Source organism: Bradyrhizobium lablabi (genome assembly GCF_900141755.1).
In the GTDB taxonomy this organism is placed as follows: Bacteria; Pseudomonadota; Alphaproteobacteria; order Rhizobiales; family Xanthobacteraceae; genus Bradyrhizobium; species Bradyrhizobium lablabi_A.
Genome location: NZ_LT670844.1, coordinates 105500 through 122486, shown reverse-complemented (window position 1 = coordinate 122486; position 16987 = coordinate 105500). Strand labels below are relative to the sequence as shown.

The following is a 16987-nucleotide window of genomic DNA, read 5'->3' as shown; positions in this document are numbered from 1 at the left end:
ACGAATTCGCTTTTCTCAAGTCGTTCATTTACTTCGGATCGAAGCGCGTTACGTTTCGTCATTCTCATAATTCAATTCTTTTGGGATCACCTCCATGCAAGAAAACCGCACCGGTACCGTTCCGAGCACAGCGCCACCCTCGCAGATCGCGGTTTCTCCCGATAATCCGTGCCCGTTTTTACGCGGGCTGGTGGCTGGTGGTTACGTCGATGGCCACGTCGTGCCGCTCAAAAAGCTGATCCAGACGATCGAGGCGGCGAGCGGTGAAAAGGGCTGGCAGCAGAGAGTGGCGGGCGTAAAGACCTGCATCGTCGCCGTGATCGCGAACGGCCTCGGCCGCGTGTTTCGCAACTGGTGGTCCGGGCCCGTGCTCGACCAACTGCGCGACGGTCCTTTGGACAAGCATGGCGTCGGCTCCCGCATCCTCAGCGCCAAGGCCGAGGTGGTCGAGACGGAGATCGCCCGGCTCGCCAGCTTCGGCAAGGACCGGCAGGACCCCCAGGACCCCTCCGGTAAAATGGAGCGCGGACTGACCAGTCCGGAGATCACGACCTTCATGAACGAGAATTTCGAGCGCGCCAAGGATAACAGGCGGACGATTGACCGGAAGTTGATGGACGGCGAATGGCCGGTTTTGCTGAATGTCATGGGCAAGGGCGAGGGCGATGCGCGCTATCTCAGCGTGCGTGAGGTCCGAACGCTGTTCGTCGAGCGGCGGTTTCCGGAGCGGATCGTGCAGCGCCTGGCAGTGCCGGTGCCGCAAGGCGGCATCGCTGGCAAGCTCGCCAAAGCTGTAGTCGGGCTCATCGTGTTGGTCGGTCTATTGGCATTGGCGGTTATCGAATTTCCCAACCAGGCCGGCGAAATCGTGCCGCCGCTCGCGCAAATACTGCCGCCTCCCTTGCCCGCCCTCGTTCCGGCGAAAAGGGCGGTCTGGCTCGACCAGAACTGGACCACGGAGGATCGACACTGGTTCCACCATGCAAGCCAGGGCACCGCGACCTTCCCGGTGCCCTATGACTGGTTCATGGCGCTGGAACAGCCGGGCATTCACTTGTTCACTTCGCCCGGCCTGCTCAGCGACAGCGCCTATCTCGAACGGTTCGGCTTCCTGCCAAGTCCAAGAACCGTCCACGCCGACGCGGCGAGCCTGCGTCGTTTCGGCTATCGGGATCCGCCCGACCCGCCGCCGGCGCCGGCGCCGGACCAGGTTGAGGGTCTGCGCCCGACGGCGGTGGAGAATTTCGACGGCCTGCCGGTCGGTTTCGCGCGGCTGACCAACGCCACCAATCCCGGCACGCTGGTTCCTGAACCCGACCAGATCGGGCTGGCCTGCGCGGCCTGTCACACCGGAAGCATTCGCTACAAGGACACCAGCATTCGCTTCGACGGCGGCCCGGCGATGGTCAACCTGAAAAAGCTCGAACTCGCGACCGGTCTGGCCATCGCCTACACGTTGAACGTACCGGGCCGTTTCACGCGCTTCGCGATGCGCGTGCTCGGTCCCGATGCAAACGAGCCCGAACGCGGCAACCTCAACCAAAAGCTGGCGTCGATCGGCAAATTCCTGCTCGACCAGCATAACCTCTACGACAAGACCATCGCCGGCATGAAGACGCATGACGGCAAACACCCGCAGAAGGATACAGAGGAAGGGTTCGGACGGCTCGACGCGCTCAACCGCATCGGCAATCAGGTTTTCTACACCGATTTCGTATTGGGTGGGCTTTCAGGATTCGAAAAGAACCTGCATGCCCAGGATGCGCCGGTCTCTTTCCCGCCGATCTGGACCGTGCCATGGTTCAAATGGGCGCAATATGACGCTTCCATCGAACAGCCCTTGATCCGTAACGCCGGCGAGGCGCTCGGGGTCTCTGCGCTGGTGAATTTTTCGCCCGACTTTTCGCAGAAGGATCTGTTCCGCTCGTCGGTTGCGCTGGAAAATCTCGTCCGCATCGAGAAGATGCTGCACGGTCCCGATCTCTCAGGCCAATATGTCTCCGCCTTCGGCGGATTGCAGCCGCCGAAATGGCCTGCCGAATTCTTCCCTGGCGATCCCTTGTGGAAGATCAATCCGGAGCGCGTCGTCAAAGGCCGCGCGCTCTACGCCGATATGTGCGTCGAGTGCCACCTTGGACCGGTCAACGATCCCGTCTTCGACAAGGAACATCCTCACGAGAGCTTCTGGTCCTCAGAACAATGGAAGCCCGAAAAGGGATGGCTGGAGGAGGTGCAGAAGCCTGTGGACGACATGGGAACGGACAACGCTCAGGCCAGCGTTCTGGCGTACCGCCAAGTCTCCGTTCCCGGTTTCCTTGGCATGCGGCCCAAGCGCGACCTCGGAGAGCGTTGGAAATGCCAGGATGTGCCGGACTATTCGTCGACCGAAATGCCGTTCTCGATTGCCTTGATGATCGCGGTCGACCGTACCAGCCAGCACTGGATGGATGAAAACAAGGACAAGATTGCCGACCCGATGAAGCTGTGGGGGACGCGATCGAATTGTCCCAATCCCGGGCCGGAGGAGCATCATCACAATGCCGGAACCGAGCCGAAATTGTATTATCGCGCGCGCCCGCTGAACGGCGTCTGGGCGACCGCTCCCTATCTTCACAACGGTTCGGTTCCCTCGCTCTACTGGATGCTCACGCCGGCAGCCGAGCGTCCGACAAAATTCTGCATGGGCGCCCGCGACTTCGACCCGGAGCAGGTCGGCTTTCGTGTGGTCGGTGATGCGCCGAGATGTAAAACCGGAGAGACGCTGTTCTCGACGACGGGACCTGGCGGGCCGGTTGCCGGCAACTCCGTTCTCGGGCACTCGTTCGAGGGGCAGAAGCCCTACAAGAAAGGTGTGGTTGGCCGGATGCTGACCGACGACGAGCGCTATCAGCTGATCGAATATTTGAAGACGCTATGAGGAGAGCGAGAGCGTGGCGTTGAAGGCCGCGAAGCCGCGCTCGAGATCGGCCTTGAGATCCTCGACGCTCTCGAGCCCGATGTGCAGTCGTAAGGTTGGCCCGCCCGGCGCCCATTTGGTGGCCGTGCGATAGCCGTCGCAGTCGAAGGGAATGACGAGGCTCTCAAAGCCGCCCCATGAATAGCCCATGCCGAACAGCTTTACGGCATCGAGCAATGCATCGACCGCCTTTTGCGGCGCGGGCTTTAAGACGATGCTGAACAGGCCGGAGGCGCCGGAAAAATCCCGTTTCCAGATCGCGTGGCCGGGATCGCTTTCCAGCGCAGGGTGCAACACCCTGATTACTTCCGGCCGCGTAGCGAGCCATCGCGCCATCTCGAGGCCGGAGCGGTGATGCTGCGCCAGCCGCACCGAAAGCGTACGCAATCCGCGCAGCGCGAGGAATACGTCATCGGGGCCGGCGCAGACGCCCAGCAGCTGGATCGTCTCGGCAATGATCGGCCAGGCCTTGGCGTTGGCGGAAATGGTTCCGAACATGATGTCGGAATGTCCGCCGATATATTTGGTCGCGGCCTGCATGCTGATATCGACGCCTTGCTCGAGCGAGCGGTGATACAACGGCGTCGCCCAGGTGTTGTCGTCGATGACCAGCACGTCGCGCGTATGCGCGACTGAGGCGATCGCGGGAATGTCGGGCATCTCGAAGGATTGCGATCCCGGCGCCTCGACCACGACCGCCCTAGTGTTCGGCTTGAACAATTGGGCGATGCCGGCGCCGATCAAAGGATCGAAAAAACTGGTCTCGACGCCGTAGCGGGCGAGCAGGCCGTTGCAGAAATTACGCGTCGGGCGATAGGCATTGTCGCAGACCAGGAGGTGGTCGCCCGATTTGAGCACCGCGAGCAGGGTGGTCGAGATCGCCGCCAACCCGGAGGGCGCGATGCCGACGCCCGCGCATTGCGGGCCTTCGAGCGCCATCAGCGCCGCCTGCAGCGCCCTGGTGGTCGGGGTTCCCCTGCGGCCATACTGGAACTCGCCACGATGGGCATGCAGATCGTCGGCGGTCGGATAGAGCACGGTCGAACCATGAACCACCGGCGGATTGACGAAGCCCTTCTGCGCCTTGGTGTCGCGGCCCGCCGTCACCAGCGTGGTTTCTGGAGAAAGCGGCTTCGATCGTCCGTCGTCTTGCGAAGAATTCATGGGCTGCCGTCACCTAAAACCATTTAGCGCAGCCGCTGCGACCACTTTGGAGCCCGCCGGCGGCGGGGGCGGGCTTGCGTTTCTTAATAACAGGACACAGAAGACAGCCGTCAACCCCTTGACCCGGCCCGCCAGTCGTTCTGTGATGGGTGGGAGCTATTCCGTCGCCGCACGTTGAGGGGCCTGCCGCGACCTTCGATCCATTGCTTGAGCAGATTGCCAGCAAACTGCCCGTCGGGCTGGTAGTTTTAGCAGTGGATTACGGGGTTGGCCCATCAGCATGTGTGCGAAGACAATCAAACGTTCCCGGACGACCCTTGAAAGGCTTTGCCATGAAACGTGTATCTCTGGTTTTCACCCTTGCTCTTGCCGCCGGTCTTTCGAGTGAGGCCGCAACGGCGCAAACGCTCAAGACGGTCCAGGACCGGGGCATGCTGTCTTGCGGCGTGAGCCAGGGATTGCCGGGCTTTTCGTCGCCCGACGACAAGGGTAACTGGACCGGGCTCGACGTCGACGTCTGCCGGGCGATCGCGGCCGCGATCTTCAACGATCCGACCAAGGTCAAGTTCGTGCCGCTGTCGGCCAAGGATCGCTTCACGGCGCTACAGTCAGGCGAGATCGACGTGCTCTCGCGCAACACGACCTGGACGCTTTCCCGCGATACCTCGCTCGGCGCCAATTTTACCGGGGTGACCTATTACGATGGCCAGGGCTTTCTGGTGAAAAAATCGCTGAAGGTGAATTCGGCGCTGGAGCTGAACAGCGCGTCGGTCTGCGTGCAAACCGGCACCACCACCGAGCAGAATCTCGCCGATTACTTCAAAAGCAACAACATGAAGTATGAGGTGATCGCGTTCGCAAGCGCCGATGAGACCGTCAAGGCCTATGAATCCGGGCGTTGCGATGTCTTCACCTCCGACGTGTCGCAGCTCTATGCCGAACGTCTTAAGCTTGCCAATCCGGCCGATCACGCCGTGCTCCCGGAGGTGATCTCGAAAGAGCCGCTGGGTCCGATGGTGCGTCATGGCGACGATCAATGGTTCGATCTCGTGAAGTGGACGCTGTTTGCGATGGTTGATGCCGAAGAACTCGGCGTTACCCAGAAGAACGTCGATGAAATGGCGAAATCGGACAAGCCGGAGCTCAAACGCGTGTTCGGCGCCGATGGCAATCTCGGCGAACAGCTCGGCGTTACCAAGGATTGGGTGTCGCGGATTGTGAAGGCGGTCGGCAATTACGGCGAAGCTTTCGATCGTAATGTCGGCGCCGGCTCGAAACTCCAGATCGCCCGCGGGCTCAATCAGCTCTGGAACAAGGGTGGAATCCAATACGCGCCGCCGATCCGCTGATCCCAAGAGAGCCCGCGGCTGCGGCGATGAGCATCGAGCCCCGGTCACCTCCGCCGCAGCTTGCGTTTCGGCTGAAGCGTGTCCTTGGCGGCCGCGCGGGCTGGGGCGGTTTTGCCCTGCAGATCTTGTTCGTCGCAGCCTTGGTCTGGATCGGCTTTGAGATCGTGGCGAATGCGCGGGCCAATTTGCAGGCGCAGCGGATCACCTCGGGCTTCGGCTTTCTGAACAACACGGCGGGTTTTGACGTCAGCCAGAGCCTCATTCCGTATTCCGGATCCGACACCTATGCCCGGGTGTTCTTGGTCGGTCTGCTCAACACGCTGTTGGTCTCGGTCATCGGAATTTTCTTTGCGACCGTGATCGGGTTTTTGGTGGCGCTGGGCCGGCTGTCGCCGAACTGGCTGTTGTCGCGCATCTCCGGCGGCTATGTCGAACTGATCCGCAATCTGCCGCTGCTGTTTCAGATTTTGTTTTGGTATTTGGCGGTGCTCGCCGCGCTGCCTGATCCGAGGCAAAGCATCTCGCTGTTCGGCGCCTTCTTTCTCAGCAATCGCGGATTGGTGAGACCGAAGCCGATCGGGGAACCCGGCTTCGAGCCCTTTGTGATTGCGCTCCTGATCGCGATTGTTGCCGCCATCGCGCTATGGCGTTACGCGCGCTGGCGACTGTTCCAGAGCGGCAAGGTGATCAAGGTCTGGCCCTCTGCGCTCGGCCTCGTGATCGGCCTGCCGCTCGTCGCCGCGCTGATCTTTGGCGCGCCCGTGACATTTGAGGTGCCGGTTCTCAAAGGCTTCAATTTCTCCGGCGGCTCGCCCGTCAAGCCGGAATTCGTGGCGTTGACATTGGCGCTGTCGACCTATACCGCCGCCTTCATTGCTGAAATTGTGCGCGCCGGCATTCTCTCGGTGCACAAGGGACAGATGGAAGCCGGTTCGTCGCTCGGGCTGCAGCGGGGCTCGGTGTTGCGGCTGATCGTGATCCCGCAGGCGATGCGGGTGATCCTGCCGCCGCTGACCAATCAATATCTCAACCTGACCAAGAACTCCTCGCTGGCGGTGGCGATCGGCTATCCCGATCTGGTGTCGGTATTTGCCGGAACCACGCTGAGCCAGACCGGGCAGGCAATCGAGATCATCGGCATCACCATGGGCGTCTATCTCCTGATCTCGCTGGTGACGAGCGCGATCATGAGCTTTTACGGTTGGCGGATCGGCCGGAGCATGGGCGGATGAGCGACATTACGGCATCGGCTTTCATTCGCCAGGACCTCGTTCCCGAACGTCCCGCGCCGGTCAAGACCACGGGCTTCATCGGCTTCCTGCGCACCCGGCTGTTCAACTCGCCGACCAACATCCTGCTCACCATCGTGAGCGCGCTGCTGCTGTGGTTCCTGGTGATACCCGCGCTACGGTTCCTGCTGGTCGACGCGGTCTGGAGCGGCAGCGATCGCAACGCCTGTCTTGCCGAGACGGCCGGACATCCGGTCGGCGCCTGCTGGCCCTTCGTGCAAGCGAAGTTCAGCCAGCTCATGTTCGGATTTTATCCGGAGCCTGAGCGCTGGCGTGTCAACCTGACCTACATCATCGCCGTGATCCTGCTGCTGCCGCTGCTGATTCCGCGGCTGCCGGCCAAGGGGCTGAACGCCGGGCTGTTTTTTCTCGCTTTTCCGGTGGTCGCGTTCTTCCTGCTGCATGGCGGCGGCCTGCAAGGTTTCGGCATCAGCTGGACGGCCGGACTTCTTTCCGGTTTGGCGAACAGCATCCGCGACGCGGGCGGCGCCGGCGTCAACGCCACCAACCCGATTTATGGACCCGTTCTGGTGCTAATGGGAACGCTTGGCGTCCTGCTCGGCACCGGCCTTTCGTATCTGATTACGCCGCTGACCTGGCTGCGCGATCAGATTCAAATGTCCAGCCGCCCGTTGTGGTTTGACTTCGCGGCGACGGCTGCGGTCGTCTCGATGCTGCTGTTCTGGTTGGGCGGCGGCACGCGGACCGGTTGGCGTGCCCTGACCAACAGCCTCGCGGTCTTCGCTGGCATGGCGATCGTGATCGCGGTGATGGGATTGGACCATGGCGGATTGCCGATCGTCGATACAAGGCTGTGGGGCGGCCTGTTGGTGACGCTGGTGCTGTCGGTCACCGGGATCGTCGCATCGATGCCGGTCGGCATCGCGCTCGCGCTCGGGCGACGCTCGACCATCCCGCTGATCCGGATTTTCTCGATCACCTTCATCGAGTTCTGGCGCGGCGTTCCCCTGATCACCGTGTTGTTCTTTGCGACCTATATGCTGCCGCTGTTCGTGCCGGCGGGCTTCACCGTCGACGGACTGGTGCGGGCGCTGATCGGCATCGCGCTGTTCGCCGGCGCTTACCAGGCCGAGGTCATCCGCGGCGGGCTCCAGGCGATCCCGCGCGGACAAAGCGAGGCCGCGAGTGCCCTCGGCCTGTCCTGGGCGAAGACGACGGCGCTGATCGTGATGCCGCAGGCGTTGCGTCACGTCATTCCCGGCCTCGTCAACAGCTTCATCGCGCTGTTCAAGGACACCTCGCTGGTCTTGATCGTCGCGCTGTTCGATCTGCTCGGACAGCTCCGGGCAGCCTTCAGCGATCCGGTCTGGGCGACGCCGACCACTCTGTTCACCGGTTTTGCCTTTATCGGAATGATCTATTTCGCCTTCTGTTTTGGAATGTCGCGCTATTCCCTGTTCGTCGAGCACCGGCTGAACGCACACCGGCGCAACTGAGTAAAATGACCATGACCGAGAACTCGATTGTCAGCATTGTCGGACTCAACAAATGGTACGGCGATTTTCATGTGCTGCGCGACATCAACCTCGATGTCGCAAAGGGCGAGCGCATCGTGATCTGCGGTCCCTCCGGTTCGGGCAAATCGACGCTGATCCGCTGCATCAATGCGCTGGAGGAATTTCAGGAAGGCCGCATCGTCGTCGACAACATCGCATTGGGACCGAATTTGCGGCGGGTCGACGAGGTCCGGCGCGAAGTCGGCATGGTGTTCCAGAGTTTCAATCTGTTTCCGCACTTGACGGTCTTGGAGAACTGCACGCTGGCGCCGATATGGGTGCGCAATATCCCGAAAAAGGACGCCGAAGCGAGCGCGATGAAATATCTGGAGCGGGTGAAAATCCCGCATCAGGCGGGCAAATATCCGGGCCAGATGTCGGGCGGCCAGCAGCAGCGCGTCGCGATCGCCCGCGCGCTGACCATGAGCCCCAAGGTCATGCTGTTCGACGAGCCGACCTCGGCGCTCGATCCCGAAATGGTCAAGGAGGTGCTCGACACCATGGTCGATCTCGCCAAGGAGGGCATGACCATGCTGGTGGTCACGCATGAAATGGGATTCGCCAGGGAAGTGGCCGACCGCATCGTGTTCATGGATGCCGGCCAAATCATCGAGTCGAACACGCCTGCGAATTTCTTCGCCAACCCGCAGCACGCGCGCAGCAAATTGTTCCTCAGCCAGATTCTGCGCTGATGCGGGCGAATAGGGAGTGGCGAATGGCGAATAGGAGATTTCCATTCGCTACTCGCTATTCGCGTCCTAAAACGATCACACCTTCTCGTAGGGTACGCTGATCGCGCTGCGCTGCTCGAGCCATTCCGGCACGGGCAAGTTTTTCGAGCGCATGAATTCCGGATTGAACAATTTCGACTGGTAGCGCGTGCCGTAGTCGCACAGCATGGTCACGATAGTGTGGCCCGGTCCGAGCTCCTTGGCGAGCCTGATAGCGCCGGCGATGTTGATGCCGCTGGAGCCGCCGAGACAAAGTCCCTCATGCTCAAGTAGCCCGAACACGATCCGGACCGCTTCCTCGTCGCTGATCTGGTAAGCGTCGTCGATGGTGGCGCCCTCGAGATTGGCGGTGATGCGGCCCTGGCCGATGCCTTCGGTGATCGACGAGCCCTCCGATTTAAGCACGCCGTGCTTGTAATAATTATACAGCGCCGAACCCATGGGATCGGCCAGCACGATGCGGATGTTCGGGTTCATCTTCTTCAGCCCGATCGAGACCCCGGCCAAGGTTCCTCCGGAGCCAGCGGATGCAACAAAGCCATCGACCTTGCCGTTGGTCTGCCGCCAGATTTCCGGCGCGGTGGTCTCGATATGGGCCTCGCGGTTGGCGACATTGTCGAACTGGTTGGCCCAGATCGCGCCGTTGGAATCGGTCTTTGCGAGCTGCTCGGCAAGGCGGCCCGACAGCTTCACGTAATTGTTCGGGTTGGAGTAGGGCACGGCGGGCACTTCGATGAGCTGCGCACCGCACAACCGCAGCATGTCCTTCTTTTCCTGGCTCTGCGTATTCGGGATCACGATCACGGTGCGGAAGCCGAGCGCATTGGCGACGAGCGCGAGCCCGATGCCGGTATTGCCCGCGGTGCCCTCGACCACCGCGCCGCCCGGCCACAGCTTCTTGCGTTTGATCGCGTCGCGGATGATGAACAACGCCGCGCGGTCCTTCACCGACTGGCCGGGATTCATGAACTCGGCCTTGCCGAGAATGTTGCAACCGGTTTCTTCCGACGCCCGCTTCAGTCTGATGAGGGGCGTGTTGCCGATCGCTTCGACGACGTCATTGTTGATGTTCATGGGCACGGAATCTTGCCAGTCTGATTGCCAATTGGGCTAAGACCCTAGAGCGCGACCGGCCAAAGTGGAAGCCGGTTTCTCACGCCATTTGCCGCAGTGCAGCCAAGGAGTGCAGCTAGGGAGGGCAGCTAAGGCGACTTCGCGAACACCACCTGACGGACGTCGATATTTCCGGACAAAAAGCCGGCCTCGCAGTAAGCGAGATAGTATTCCCACAGCCGCCGGAAGCGGTCGTCGAAGCCGAGCGGTCGCAGGTTCGGCCAGGCGGCGCGGAAGTTATTTCGCCAAGTCGCGAGCGTCTTGGCATAATCTTGCCCGAAAATGCGTTCGCGAATGACGGGAACGCCGAACCGCTCGCCGAGCGACTTCAAGACTTGCGGCGAGGGCAGCATGCCGCCGGGAAAAACGTAGCGCTGGATGAAATCGACCTCGCGGCGATAGGTCTGGAACAGGCTGTCCTGGATGGTGATGGCCTGGATGCCAGCAAGCCCGCCGGGCAACAGCCGGTCACGCAATTGCGAAAAATATTTCGGCCAGAACTGCTCGCCGACCGCCTCGATCATCTCGATCGAGGCGATGCGATCGTAGCGATCGCGCTCGTCGCGATAATCCTGCAGCCGGATTTCGACCTTTTCGCCAAGGCCGGCGTTCTGGATGCGCTTTTGCGCAAAGTCGCGCTGCTCCCGGCTGATGGTGAGCCCGACCACCCTCGCGCCGAAGGTTTTCGCGGCATATTCGGCAAAGCCACCCCAGCCGCAGCCGATCTCCAGCAGTTTCTGCCCGGGCCGCAGATCGATCGCCTCCGCAAGCCTGCGGTATTTGTTGTTTTGCGCGGCCGTCAGATCGGGCGTGTCATCCTCGAACAGGGCCGAGGAATAGGTCATGCTCGGATCGAGCCATGCCGAATAGAACGCGTTGCCGATGTCGTAATGGGCATAGATGTTGCGCCGCGCCTGGCGCTTGGTGTTGCGGTTGAACCAGTGCCGCACGATTTGGACGAAGCGCATCAGCGGCTTGTCGCCGAGCATCTGCTTGATCAGGTCATGGTTGACGCAAAACAGATAGAGGAACTGCGTCAGATCCGGGGTGTCCCAATCGCCGCTTAGATAGGCCTCGGCAATCCCGATGTCGCCGCTGTTGAGAAGCCGCGATGCAAAGCCGAAATTGTAAAGCTTCATCGCCGCCGACGGGCCGGGCTCCGCGCCGCCCAGCCGCAGCGTGCGGCCGTCGGGCAGCGTGACGTCGAGCGTGCCGCGCCTGAGCTTTGAGCCGAAACCAAGCGCCAGGCGAACCAGACGCGGCAAATCGGAAAGTACCGTCTCAACATTGTCCGGGGTTACAGCGATCAATTTCGGCATTGGCAAGACCCGTCAGTCAAAGCGGAATAATTATAATCGCCGCATTTGTCGGTCGCCAGGCCGGTATTGCGGTTCGGGTGCGGGGTTTGCAACAGCGGCATGCGGGCGCGGCACGAGACGCGCGCCCTTAACCCACAGCCGCAACGCTTCCCAATGGATGGCGGCGACGATCTTCAGGGTGACCAGCGGCAGCGCGAAGAACGCGCGCAACAGCGCCGCCGTGGTCAGGCGCTGTCGGCGGCCACTAAAGGTCGCCGCGAGCAGCGGACCCCCGCGGTCGGTCTCCAGAATGCGCAGTCTTAGGCGTTGGCCCGGCGGCGAGACGCGGAAATGATAACGCGTCGCCATCTCGATGAAGGGCGACACATAGAACAGTTTTTCCTGCTGCTGCCTTATGCCGGCCTCGCTGAGCTCGCCCGGCCGCACGGGCAGCACATAAGCGTGGATATTGCCAAAGGTGTTGCGAACCTCATAGATCATCAAGGCGAGCCCGCCGTCGGCGCGGTAGCAGAAATAGACCGACAGCGGATTGAAGGTGAAACCGAACAGGCGAGGGTAGCACGACAGCAACACCCGTCCGCCGCTCAGATCGACGCCGCGCTCGGCCGCGCAGTCTTGCACGTAGGCGCGTAAAGCCGATCCGTCGCGCTTGCCGTGATCGGCTTCGTGAAAACTGTAGAGCGCCGCGCGGTTCACGCCGAACAGAGACGATTGCCGGTCCGCCTCGCCGAGCCGGTCGAGATCGATCAACAGGCTCATGACGCGATAGCTGAAGCGATGGCCCATCGGCTTGAGCCGCGCATGCATCACCTCGCCAAAATAAAGCGCGGCCGCGCCGTCAGCCGTATCGCGATCCGTGTCGGCGTTGGCGATTTGATCCGGCATCGCTACTCCGCGGCTTGCGCCAGTTCGGGCGGCGGTTCGCGCCACGGCACCCCCGCGCCCAGGGCCTCGGCAACGGCTAATCCCGACCGCAATCCGTCCTCATGAAAACCATATCCGGTCCAGGCGCCGCAGAACCAGGTACGACGCCGCCCCTGAATTTCGCCAAGGCGCTTCTGGGCGGCGAAAGTGGCGGCGTTATATTGCGGATGTTCGCACATATATTTGCCGAAGGTCAGCTCTGAACGAGGCTCGAACGGCGGGTTGAGGCTGACGAACAGCGGCTTGTCGTTGTCGATGCCTTGCAGCCGGTTCATCCAGTAGGTGACGGCAACGTCGTTTGCGGCCTTGTCCTCGCGCTGCCAGCGCAGGAAGTTCCACGATGCCCAGGCATGGGCGCGTTTCGGCATCAATCTAGTGTCGCGATGCAGATAGACCGTGTTCGGCGAATAGCCGATGGCGCCGAGAATGGCGCGCTCGCGATCGTCGGCGTCGGACAGCATGACGAGCGCCTGGTCGCTGTGGGACGCGATCACGGCGTGATCGTAAACATCCCGTCCGCCACCACTGTCATGGACGACGACGCCGTGCGGCGTCCGCTCGATCGACGTTACGGCGCAACCAAGCCGGATCCGATCGCGGAATGCCGAGGTGAGCTTCTCCACATAGCGCCGGCTGCCGCCTTTGACGGTGCGCCAGACCGGGCGATCATATTGCAACAGGCGATGGTTGTTGAAGAACGTGACGAAATTCTCGGCCGGGAAGTCGAGCATTTCGCTAGCCGGCGCCGACCAGATCGCAGCGCCCATCGGCGCCAGATAATCGGTCAAAAGTCGGGGCGCGAATTTGCGCCCGGCAAAATACTTGCCAAGGCTAAGCCCGGCCAATCCGCCCGCGGCATGATCTTCGAGGCTTTGGCGGTTGAAGGTCAGGATGTCCTGGAGCATCCGCAAATAAGACGGCGACAGCAGGTTTTTGGGCTGCGCGAACAGCCCTCGCGCGGTTTCGCGCCAATTGTTGCCGCCGCCCTTCCATTCGAAGCGGCCGGCATCCGCCGAGACCGCAAAGCTCATGCAGCTTTCAACAGTTTCGACGCCCAAATGCGCGAACAGCGCGGTCAGATCGGGATAATTCAGCTCATTATAGACGATGAAGCCGATATCGACCGCGAGCTGTGTACCGTCATAGTCGACGGTCACGGTGTGGCTGTGGCCGCCGGGCCGCATTTCGCGGTCGTAAACCGTGACCGGATGACACTTCGACAGGGCCCAGGCGGCGGCGTTGCCGGCAATTCCCGTTCCGACGACCGCAACCCGCATCCCAAGCCCCCATGCGCTGATGGGCGAGATACGGTGCGTTGCGGCGGAAGTTTCAGCGGGGCTTGGGGAGCGGCTAAAGCGGCGGCTCGGACATCGTCGAGCAACCCCCGGCAATGTCCAGCAATATGAAATCTTGTTAAGATGCCGAGCCTCCCGAATAGGTCGGACCTACGAAAAGCCCAATAAAATAAGGGAAAGTCCGGCTTTTCCGCCGTCAATCGCTGTTGCCATTTCGGCCACAGTGTGGGGACAGATGGTGGAACAGGACTGTCCGCGCCGGGGCCCCCCGGGGTAGTATGCGGATCAGGTTCTCTCAAGGAAGCATCACACCGGTGAACGTCTCGCAGCCCATCCCTACCATCCGCAAATTGGCCTGGCGGCGCTCGCCGTGCCGGGTGCCGGGCATCATGCCCGGCGGAGGGCGGATGTGAGCCGGCGATCGCCTTGTGTTGCCGTTACGCCTGTGCCCGCTGCGTCCTCTTGCCAAGGCCGCGCGGCGCGATGGTTGATGGCGTTTTGTGTGATCGCCAGTTCCGCGGGCTGCGTCCTGACCCAGGATCTGCCCGACCCGGCGCTCGAGGTCCCCCCGGAATATCATCCGCAAGGCTACGGCGCCTCGCGCTTGACCGATCCGGATGCGCCGCCGGCGCTGGATTGGTGGCGTGGATTCCGCTCGCCGGAACTGACGCAACTGATGGAGGAAGCCCAGAAGGTCAATCTGGACATCGCCGCGGCCGTCGCCCGCCTGGTTCAGGCCGACGCGCAGGCGCGAATCACCGGCGCCGCGCTATTGCCCAGCCTCAATGGCAACGGCTCCGAAACCTACTCCCGAACCTCCGGTTCGAGCGCCAGCGGATTGAGCATCGGCGGGCGTGAGGTCGTCAACTATTCCGCCTCGCTGAGCGCCAGCTACCAGCTCGATTTCTGGGGCCAGAACCGTGACGCGCTGCAGGCTGCGGAAGAGACCGCGACCGCGGACCGCTTCGATCGCGATGTGGTGGCGCTGACCACGCTGACCAGCGTCGCCAACGCCTATTTCCAGGTGCTGGCCTCGCAAGACCGGATTCGCACCGCCCAACAAAATATCGCCAGCGCCACCCGCATCCTCAACGCCATCAAGGAGCGCTTCAAGGCCGGCACCGGAACCGATCTCGACGTGGCGCAAGAGGAAAGCGTTCTCGCCAATCTGAAGGCATCGGTGCCGCCGCTGCGCCAGACGCTGTCGCAAAACATCAACGCGCTCGCGACGCTGGTGTCGCGGCCGCCGGAAGCCGTGCATGTCACCGGCGGCTCGCTCGATCAGATCGCCTCGCCGCGTGTAACGCCCGGCCTGCCGTCGGAGATATTGACACAGCGCCCCGATATCAGGCGCCAGGAGGCGCAGCTCGCGTCCGCCACCGCCAATGTCGGCAACGCCCGCGCGCAATTTTTTCCGAGCATCCAGTTGACCGGGCAGGGCGGCTATCAAAGCTCGGCGCTGGTGTCGCTGTTTCAGCCGCACGCGGCCTTCTTCAGCATAGTCGGCAGCCTGACGCAGCCGATTTTCGACGGCGGAAGGATTCTCGGCAATTTCCAGCTCAGCAAGGCGAGGCAGGATGAATTGCTGCAGACCTACCGCAAGACGGTGGTGCAGTCGTTTGCCGACGTCGACAATGCGCTGGTGTCGATTCGTGAAACGACGACAAGGCTTAGGCTGCAGCGAGAGGTGGTGGCAGCGTCCAGGCGGGCCTTTCAATTGTCCGAGCAGCAGCTTCGGGCGGGGACCGCGGATATCGTAACTGTGCTAAACACACAATTGACGCTGTTTCAGGCGGAAGACGCGCTGTGGCAGGCACAGCTCGCGCGGTTGCTCGCGTTTGTCAGCCTGTACCAGGCATTGGGGGGCGGTTGGGAGCCGAGAATGGAGAAGCCGGTTGATGCTCTTTAAGCCGGATTTGAACGAAACCGCGAAAGCCGCCGGCGAGGGCGTGGTCAAGGTGGCCTCGCGCGCGCGCCGCCGAACCGTGTCGATCACGATCACGCTTCTGATCCTCGGCGGCCTCGGCTACATCGCCTGGACCTCGCTGCAGCAGAAGGGCGCCGCGACAAAGGGCGGTCCGCCCGATCTCCCTGTGCCGGTATTGGCGGCGACGCCGCGCGTCGAGGATGTGCCGGTCTATCTCGATGGCGTCGGCGCCGTCCGCGCCTTGAACAACGTGCTGGTGCGCTCCCAGGTCGACGGCAAATTGATCAAGGTCAATTTCACCGAAGGCCAGGACGTCCAGAAGGGCGATGTGCTCGGCGAGATCGACCCTGTGCTCTACCAGGCGGCGTTCGATCAGGCGGTTGCCAAAAAGGCGCAGGACGAAGCGCAACTCGCCAACCAGCGCCTCGACCTGATACGCTATCAGCAGCTTTCCGCCACCAACGCCGGCTCCAAGCAGCAGTACGACACCCAGCGCGCCCTCATCGCCCAAACCGAGGCGCTGGTGAAATCCGATCAGGCGCAGATCGACAATGCGCAGGCAACCCTCGGCTACACCAAGATCATTGCGCCGCTGGCTGGCCGCGCCGGCCTGCGCCAGGTCGATCAGGGCAACATCATCCATGCCTCCGACGCAACCGGTCTCGTCATCATCACCCAGTTGCAGCCGATCGCGGTGACGTTCAGCCTGCCGCAGCAGCAGATCGTGCGTGTCAATGCCGCATCCGCCAAGGGCACGCTCTCGGTCGACGTGTTCGGCAATGACGGGATTACCGTGATCGACAGCGGAAAACTCACCGGCATCGACAACCAGGTCGATCCGACCACCGGCACGCTGAGGCTCAAGGCTGAATTTCCCAACGCCAAGTTTCAGCTGTGGCCCGGGCAATTCGTCAATGTCCGGCTCAAGGTCGATACGCTTTCGCAGGCGATCGTGGTGCCGACCTCCTCGGTGCAGCGCGGGCCTGCGGGGACCTTCAGCTACGTCATCGGTGACGGCAATATCGTGACGGCAAAACCGGTCACGGTGACGCAGCAGAACGAAACCGATGCTGTCGTTGCGAGCGGACTGTCGCCGTCAGATCGCGTGGTGACGACCGGTTTTGCCAATTTGTCGGACGGCGCCAAGGTCCTTATCGGCAAGGACGATCAGACGCCGGCGGCCGATCTCGCGCCACGCAAGAAGCGAAGCAGCCGCGATGTGCAGGGCAACGGACCGGCCAAGGACGGACAGGCCAAGGACGGACAGGGCAAGGACGGGCAGGGCAAGGGCGCCAAGAAGGGCGGCCAGGGCGCGGGCGATCAAGCGGACAAAACCGGACCCGCGCAGGGGCAGGGGGGCGAAGCGTCGGGCAGCGCAGCAAAGGCGCAGCCATGACCCCGAA

Annotated in this window: 12 protein-coding genes; 7 read left to right on the top strand and 5 right to left on the bottom strand. The window is 62.2% G+C overall.

Going from position 1 to position 16987, the window contains the following annotated elements:
* Positions 1-94 precede the first annotated feature (94 nt).
* On the top strand, positions 95-2917 hold the full coding sequence (locus tag B5526_RS00515) for a di-heme-cytochrome C peroxidase (protein ID WP_079536058.1): 2823 nt from the start codon (positions 95-97) through the stop codon (positions 2915-2917).
* On the opposite strand, the gene metC is transcribed toward B5526_RS00515, so the two are convergent.
* Positions 2912-4120 (bottom strand): cystathionine beta-lyase, encoded by a 1209-nt coding sequence (gene metC, locus B5526_RS00510; RefSeq protein ID WP_079536056.1) that lies wholly within the window; start codon positions 4118-4120, stop codon positions 2912-2914. The genes B5526_RS00515 and metC overlap by 6 nt on opposite strands.
* 332 nt (positions 4121-4452) lie before the next feature.
* Between metC and B5526_RS00505 the strand changes: the two genes are divergently transcribed.
* Genes B5526_RS00505 through B5526_RS00490 form a run of 4 tightly spaced genes read left to right on the top strand, consistent with a single transcriptional unit; the run spans position 4453 to position 8967 of the window.
* A complete protein-coding gene (locus B5526_RS00505; protein WP_079536054.1) occupies positions 4453-5469 on the top strand; it encodes an amino acid ABC transporter substrate-binding protein in 1017 nt (338 codons plus the stop codon).
* Positions 5470-5495: 26 nt separating this feature from the next.
* A complete protein-coding gene (locus B5526_RS00500) occupies positions 5496-6701 on the top strand; it encodes an amino acid ABC transporter permease (protein WP_079536053.1) in 1206 nt (401 codons plus the stop codon).
* Positions 6698-8215, top strand: coding sequence for an amino acid ABC transporter permease (locus B5526_RS00495; protein ID WP_079536051.1), 1518 nt, complete (start codon positions 6698-6700; stop codon positions 8213-8215). The genes B5526_RS00500 and B5526_RS00495 overlap by 4 nt, the downstream gene beginning before the upstream one ends.
* A gap of 11 nt (positions 8216-8226) precedes the next feature.
* Positions 8227-8967 carry an amino acid ABC transporter ATP-binding protein gene (locus B5526_RS00490; RefSeq protein ID WP_079544583.1) on the top strand — a complete coding sequence of 247 codons (741 nt, stop codon included), beginning with the start codon at positions 8227-8229 and terminating at the stop codon, positions 8965-8967.
* 75 nt (positions 8968-9042) lie between these two features.
* Here B5526_RS00490 and B5526_RS00485 read toward each other — a convergent pair whose 3' ends face one another.
* The 4 genes from B5526_RS00485 to B5526_RS00470 form a co-directional block, all read right to left on the bottom strand.
* Positions 9043-10080 (bottom strand): cysteine synthase A, encoded by a 1038-nt coding sequence (locus B5526_RS00485; protein ID WP_079536049.1) that lies wholly within the window; start codon positions 10078-10080, stop codon positions 9043-9045.
* A gap of 128 nt (positions 10081-10208) precedes the next feature.
* Positions 10209-11438, bottom strand: coding sequence for an SAM-dependent methyltransferase (locus B5526_RS00480; RefSeq protein ID WP_079536048.1), 1230 nt, complete (start codon positions 11436-11438; stop codon positions 10209-10211).
* A 30-nt stretch (positions 11439-11468) separates the two neighbouring features.
* Positions 11469-12323 carry a DUF1365 domain-containing protein gene (locus tag B5526_RS00475; protein WP_079536046.1) on the bottom strand — a complete coding sequence of 285 codons (855 nt, stop codon included), beginning with the start codon at positions 12321-12323 and terminating at the stop codon, positions 11469-11471.
* 2 nt (positions 12324-12325) lie between these two features.
* Entirely contained in the window at positions 12326-13639 is a 1314-nt protein-coding gene (locus B5526_RS00470) for an NAD(P)/FAD-dependent oxidoreductase (RefSeq protein ID WP_079536045.1), read from the bottom strand.
* A 508-nt stretch (positions 13640-14147) separates the two neighbouring features.
* Here B5526_RS00470 and B5526_RS00465 point away from each other — a divergent pair.
* Together B5526_RS00465 and B5526_RS00460 are read left to right on the top strand one after the other, a co-directional pair.
* Entirely contained in the window at positions 14148-15566 is a 1419-nt protein-coding gene (locus tag B5526_RS00465; protein WP_079536043.1) for an efflux transporter outer membrane subunit, read from the top strand.
* Complete coding sequence (locus B5526_RS00460; RefSeq protein WP_079536041.1) at positions 15556-16980, top strand: efflux RND transporter periplasmic adaptor subunit; 1425 nt, start codon at positions 15556-15558, stop codon at positions 16978-16980. The genes B5526_RS00465 and B5526_RS00460 overlap by 11 nt, the downstream gene beginning before the upstream one ends.
* Positions 16981-16987 lie beyond the last annotated feature (7 nt).

Bases quoted from the DNA above. Each gene is read 5' to 3' on its own strand.
- B5526_RS00515 (WP_079536058.1), top strand. From the start codon at position 95: ATGCAAGAAAACCGCACCGGTACCGTTCCGAGCACAGCGCCACCCTCG.
- metC (WP_079536056.1), bottom strand. From the start codon at position 4,120: ATGAATTCTTCGCAAGACGACGGACGATCGAAGCCGCTTTCTCCAGAA.
- B5526_RS00505 (WP_079536054.1), top strand. From the start codon at position 4,453: ATGAAACGTGTATCTCTGGTTTTCACCCTTGCTCTTGCCGCCGGTCTT.
- B5526_RS00500 (WP_079536053.1), top strand. From the start codon at position 5,496: ATGAGCATCGAGCCCCGGTCACCTCCGCCGCAGCTTGCGTTTCGGCTG.
- B5526_RS00495 (WP_079536051.1), top strand. From the start codon at position 6,698: ATGAGCGACATTACGGCATCGGCTTTCATTCGCCAGGACCTCGTTCCC.
- B5526_RS00490 (WP_079544583.1), top strand. From the start codon at position 8,227: ATGACCGAGAACTCGATTGTCAGCATTGTCGGACTCAACAAATGGTAC.
- B5526_RS00485 (WP_079536049.1), bottom strand. From the start codon at position 10,080: ATGAACATCAACAATGACGTCGTCGAAGCGATCGGCAACACGCCCCTC.
- B5526_RS00480 (WP_079536048.1), bottom strand. From the start codon at position 11,438: ATGCCGAAATTGATCGCTGTAACCCCGGACAATGTTGAGACGGTACTT.
- B5526_RS00475 (WP_079536046.1), bottom strand. From the start codon at position 12,323: ATGCCGGATCAAATCGCCAACGCCGACACGGATCGCGATACGGCTGAC.
- B5526_RS00470 (WP_079536045.1), bottom strand. From the start codon at position 13,639: ATGCGGGTTGCGGTCGTCGGAACGGGAATTGCCGGCAACGCCGCCGCC.
- B5526_RS00465 (WP_079536043.1), top strand. From the start codon at position 14,148: ATGGCGTTTTGTGTGATCGCCAGTTCCGCGGGCTGCGTCCTGACCCAG.
- B5526_RS00460 (WP_079536041.1), top strand. From the start codon at position 15,556: ATGCTCTTTAAGCCGGATTTGAACGAAACCGCGAAAGCCGCCGGCGAG.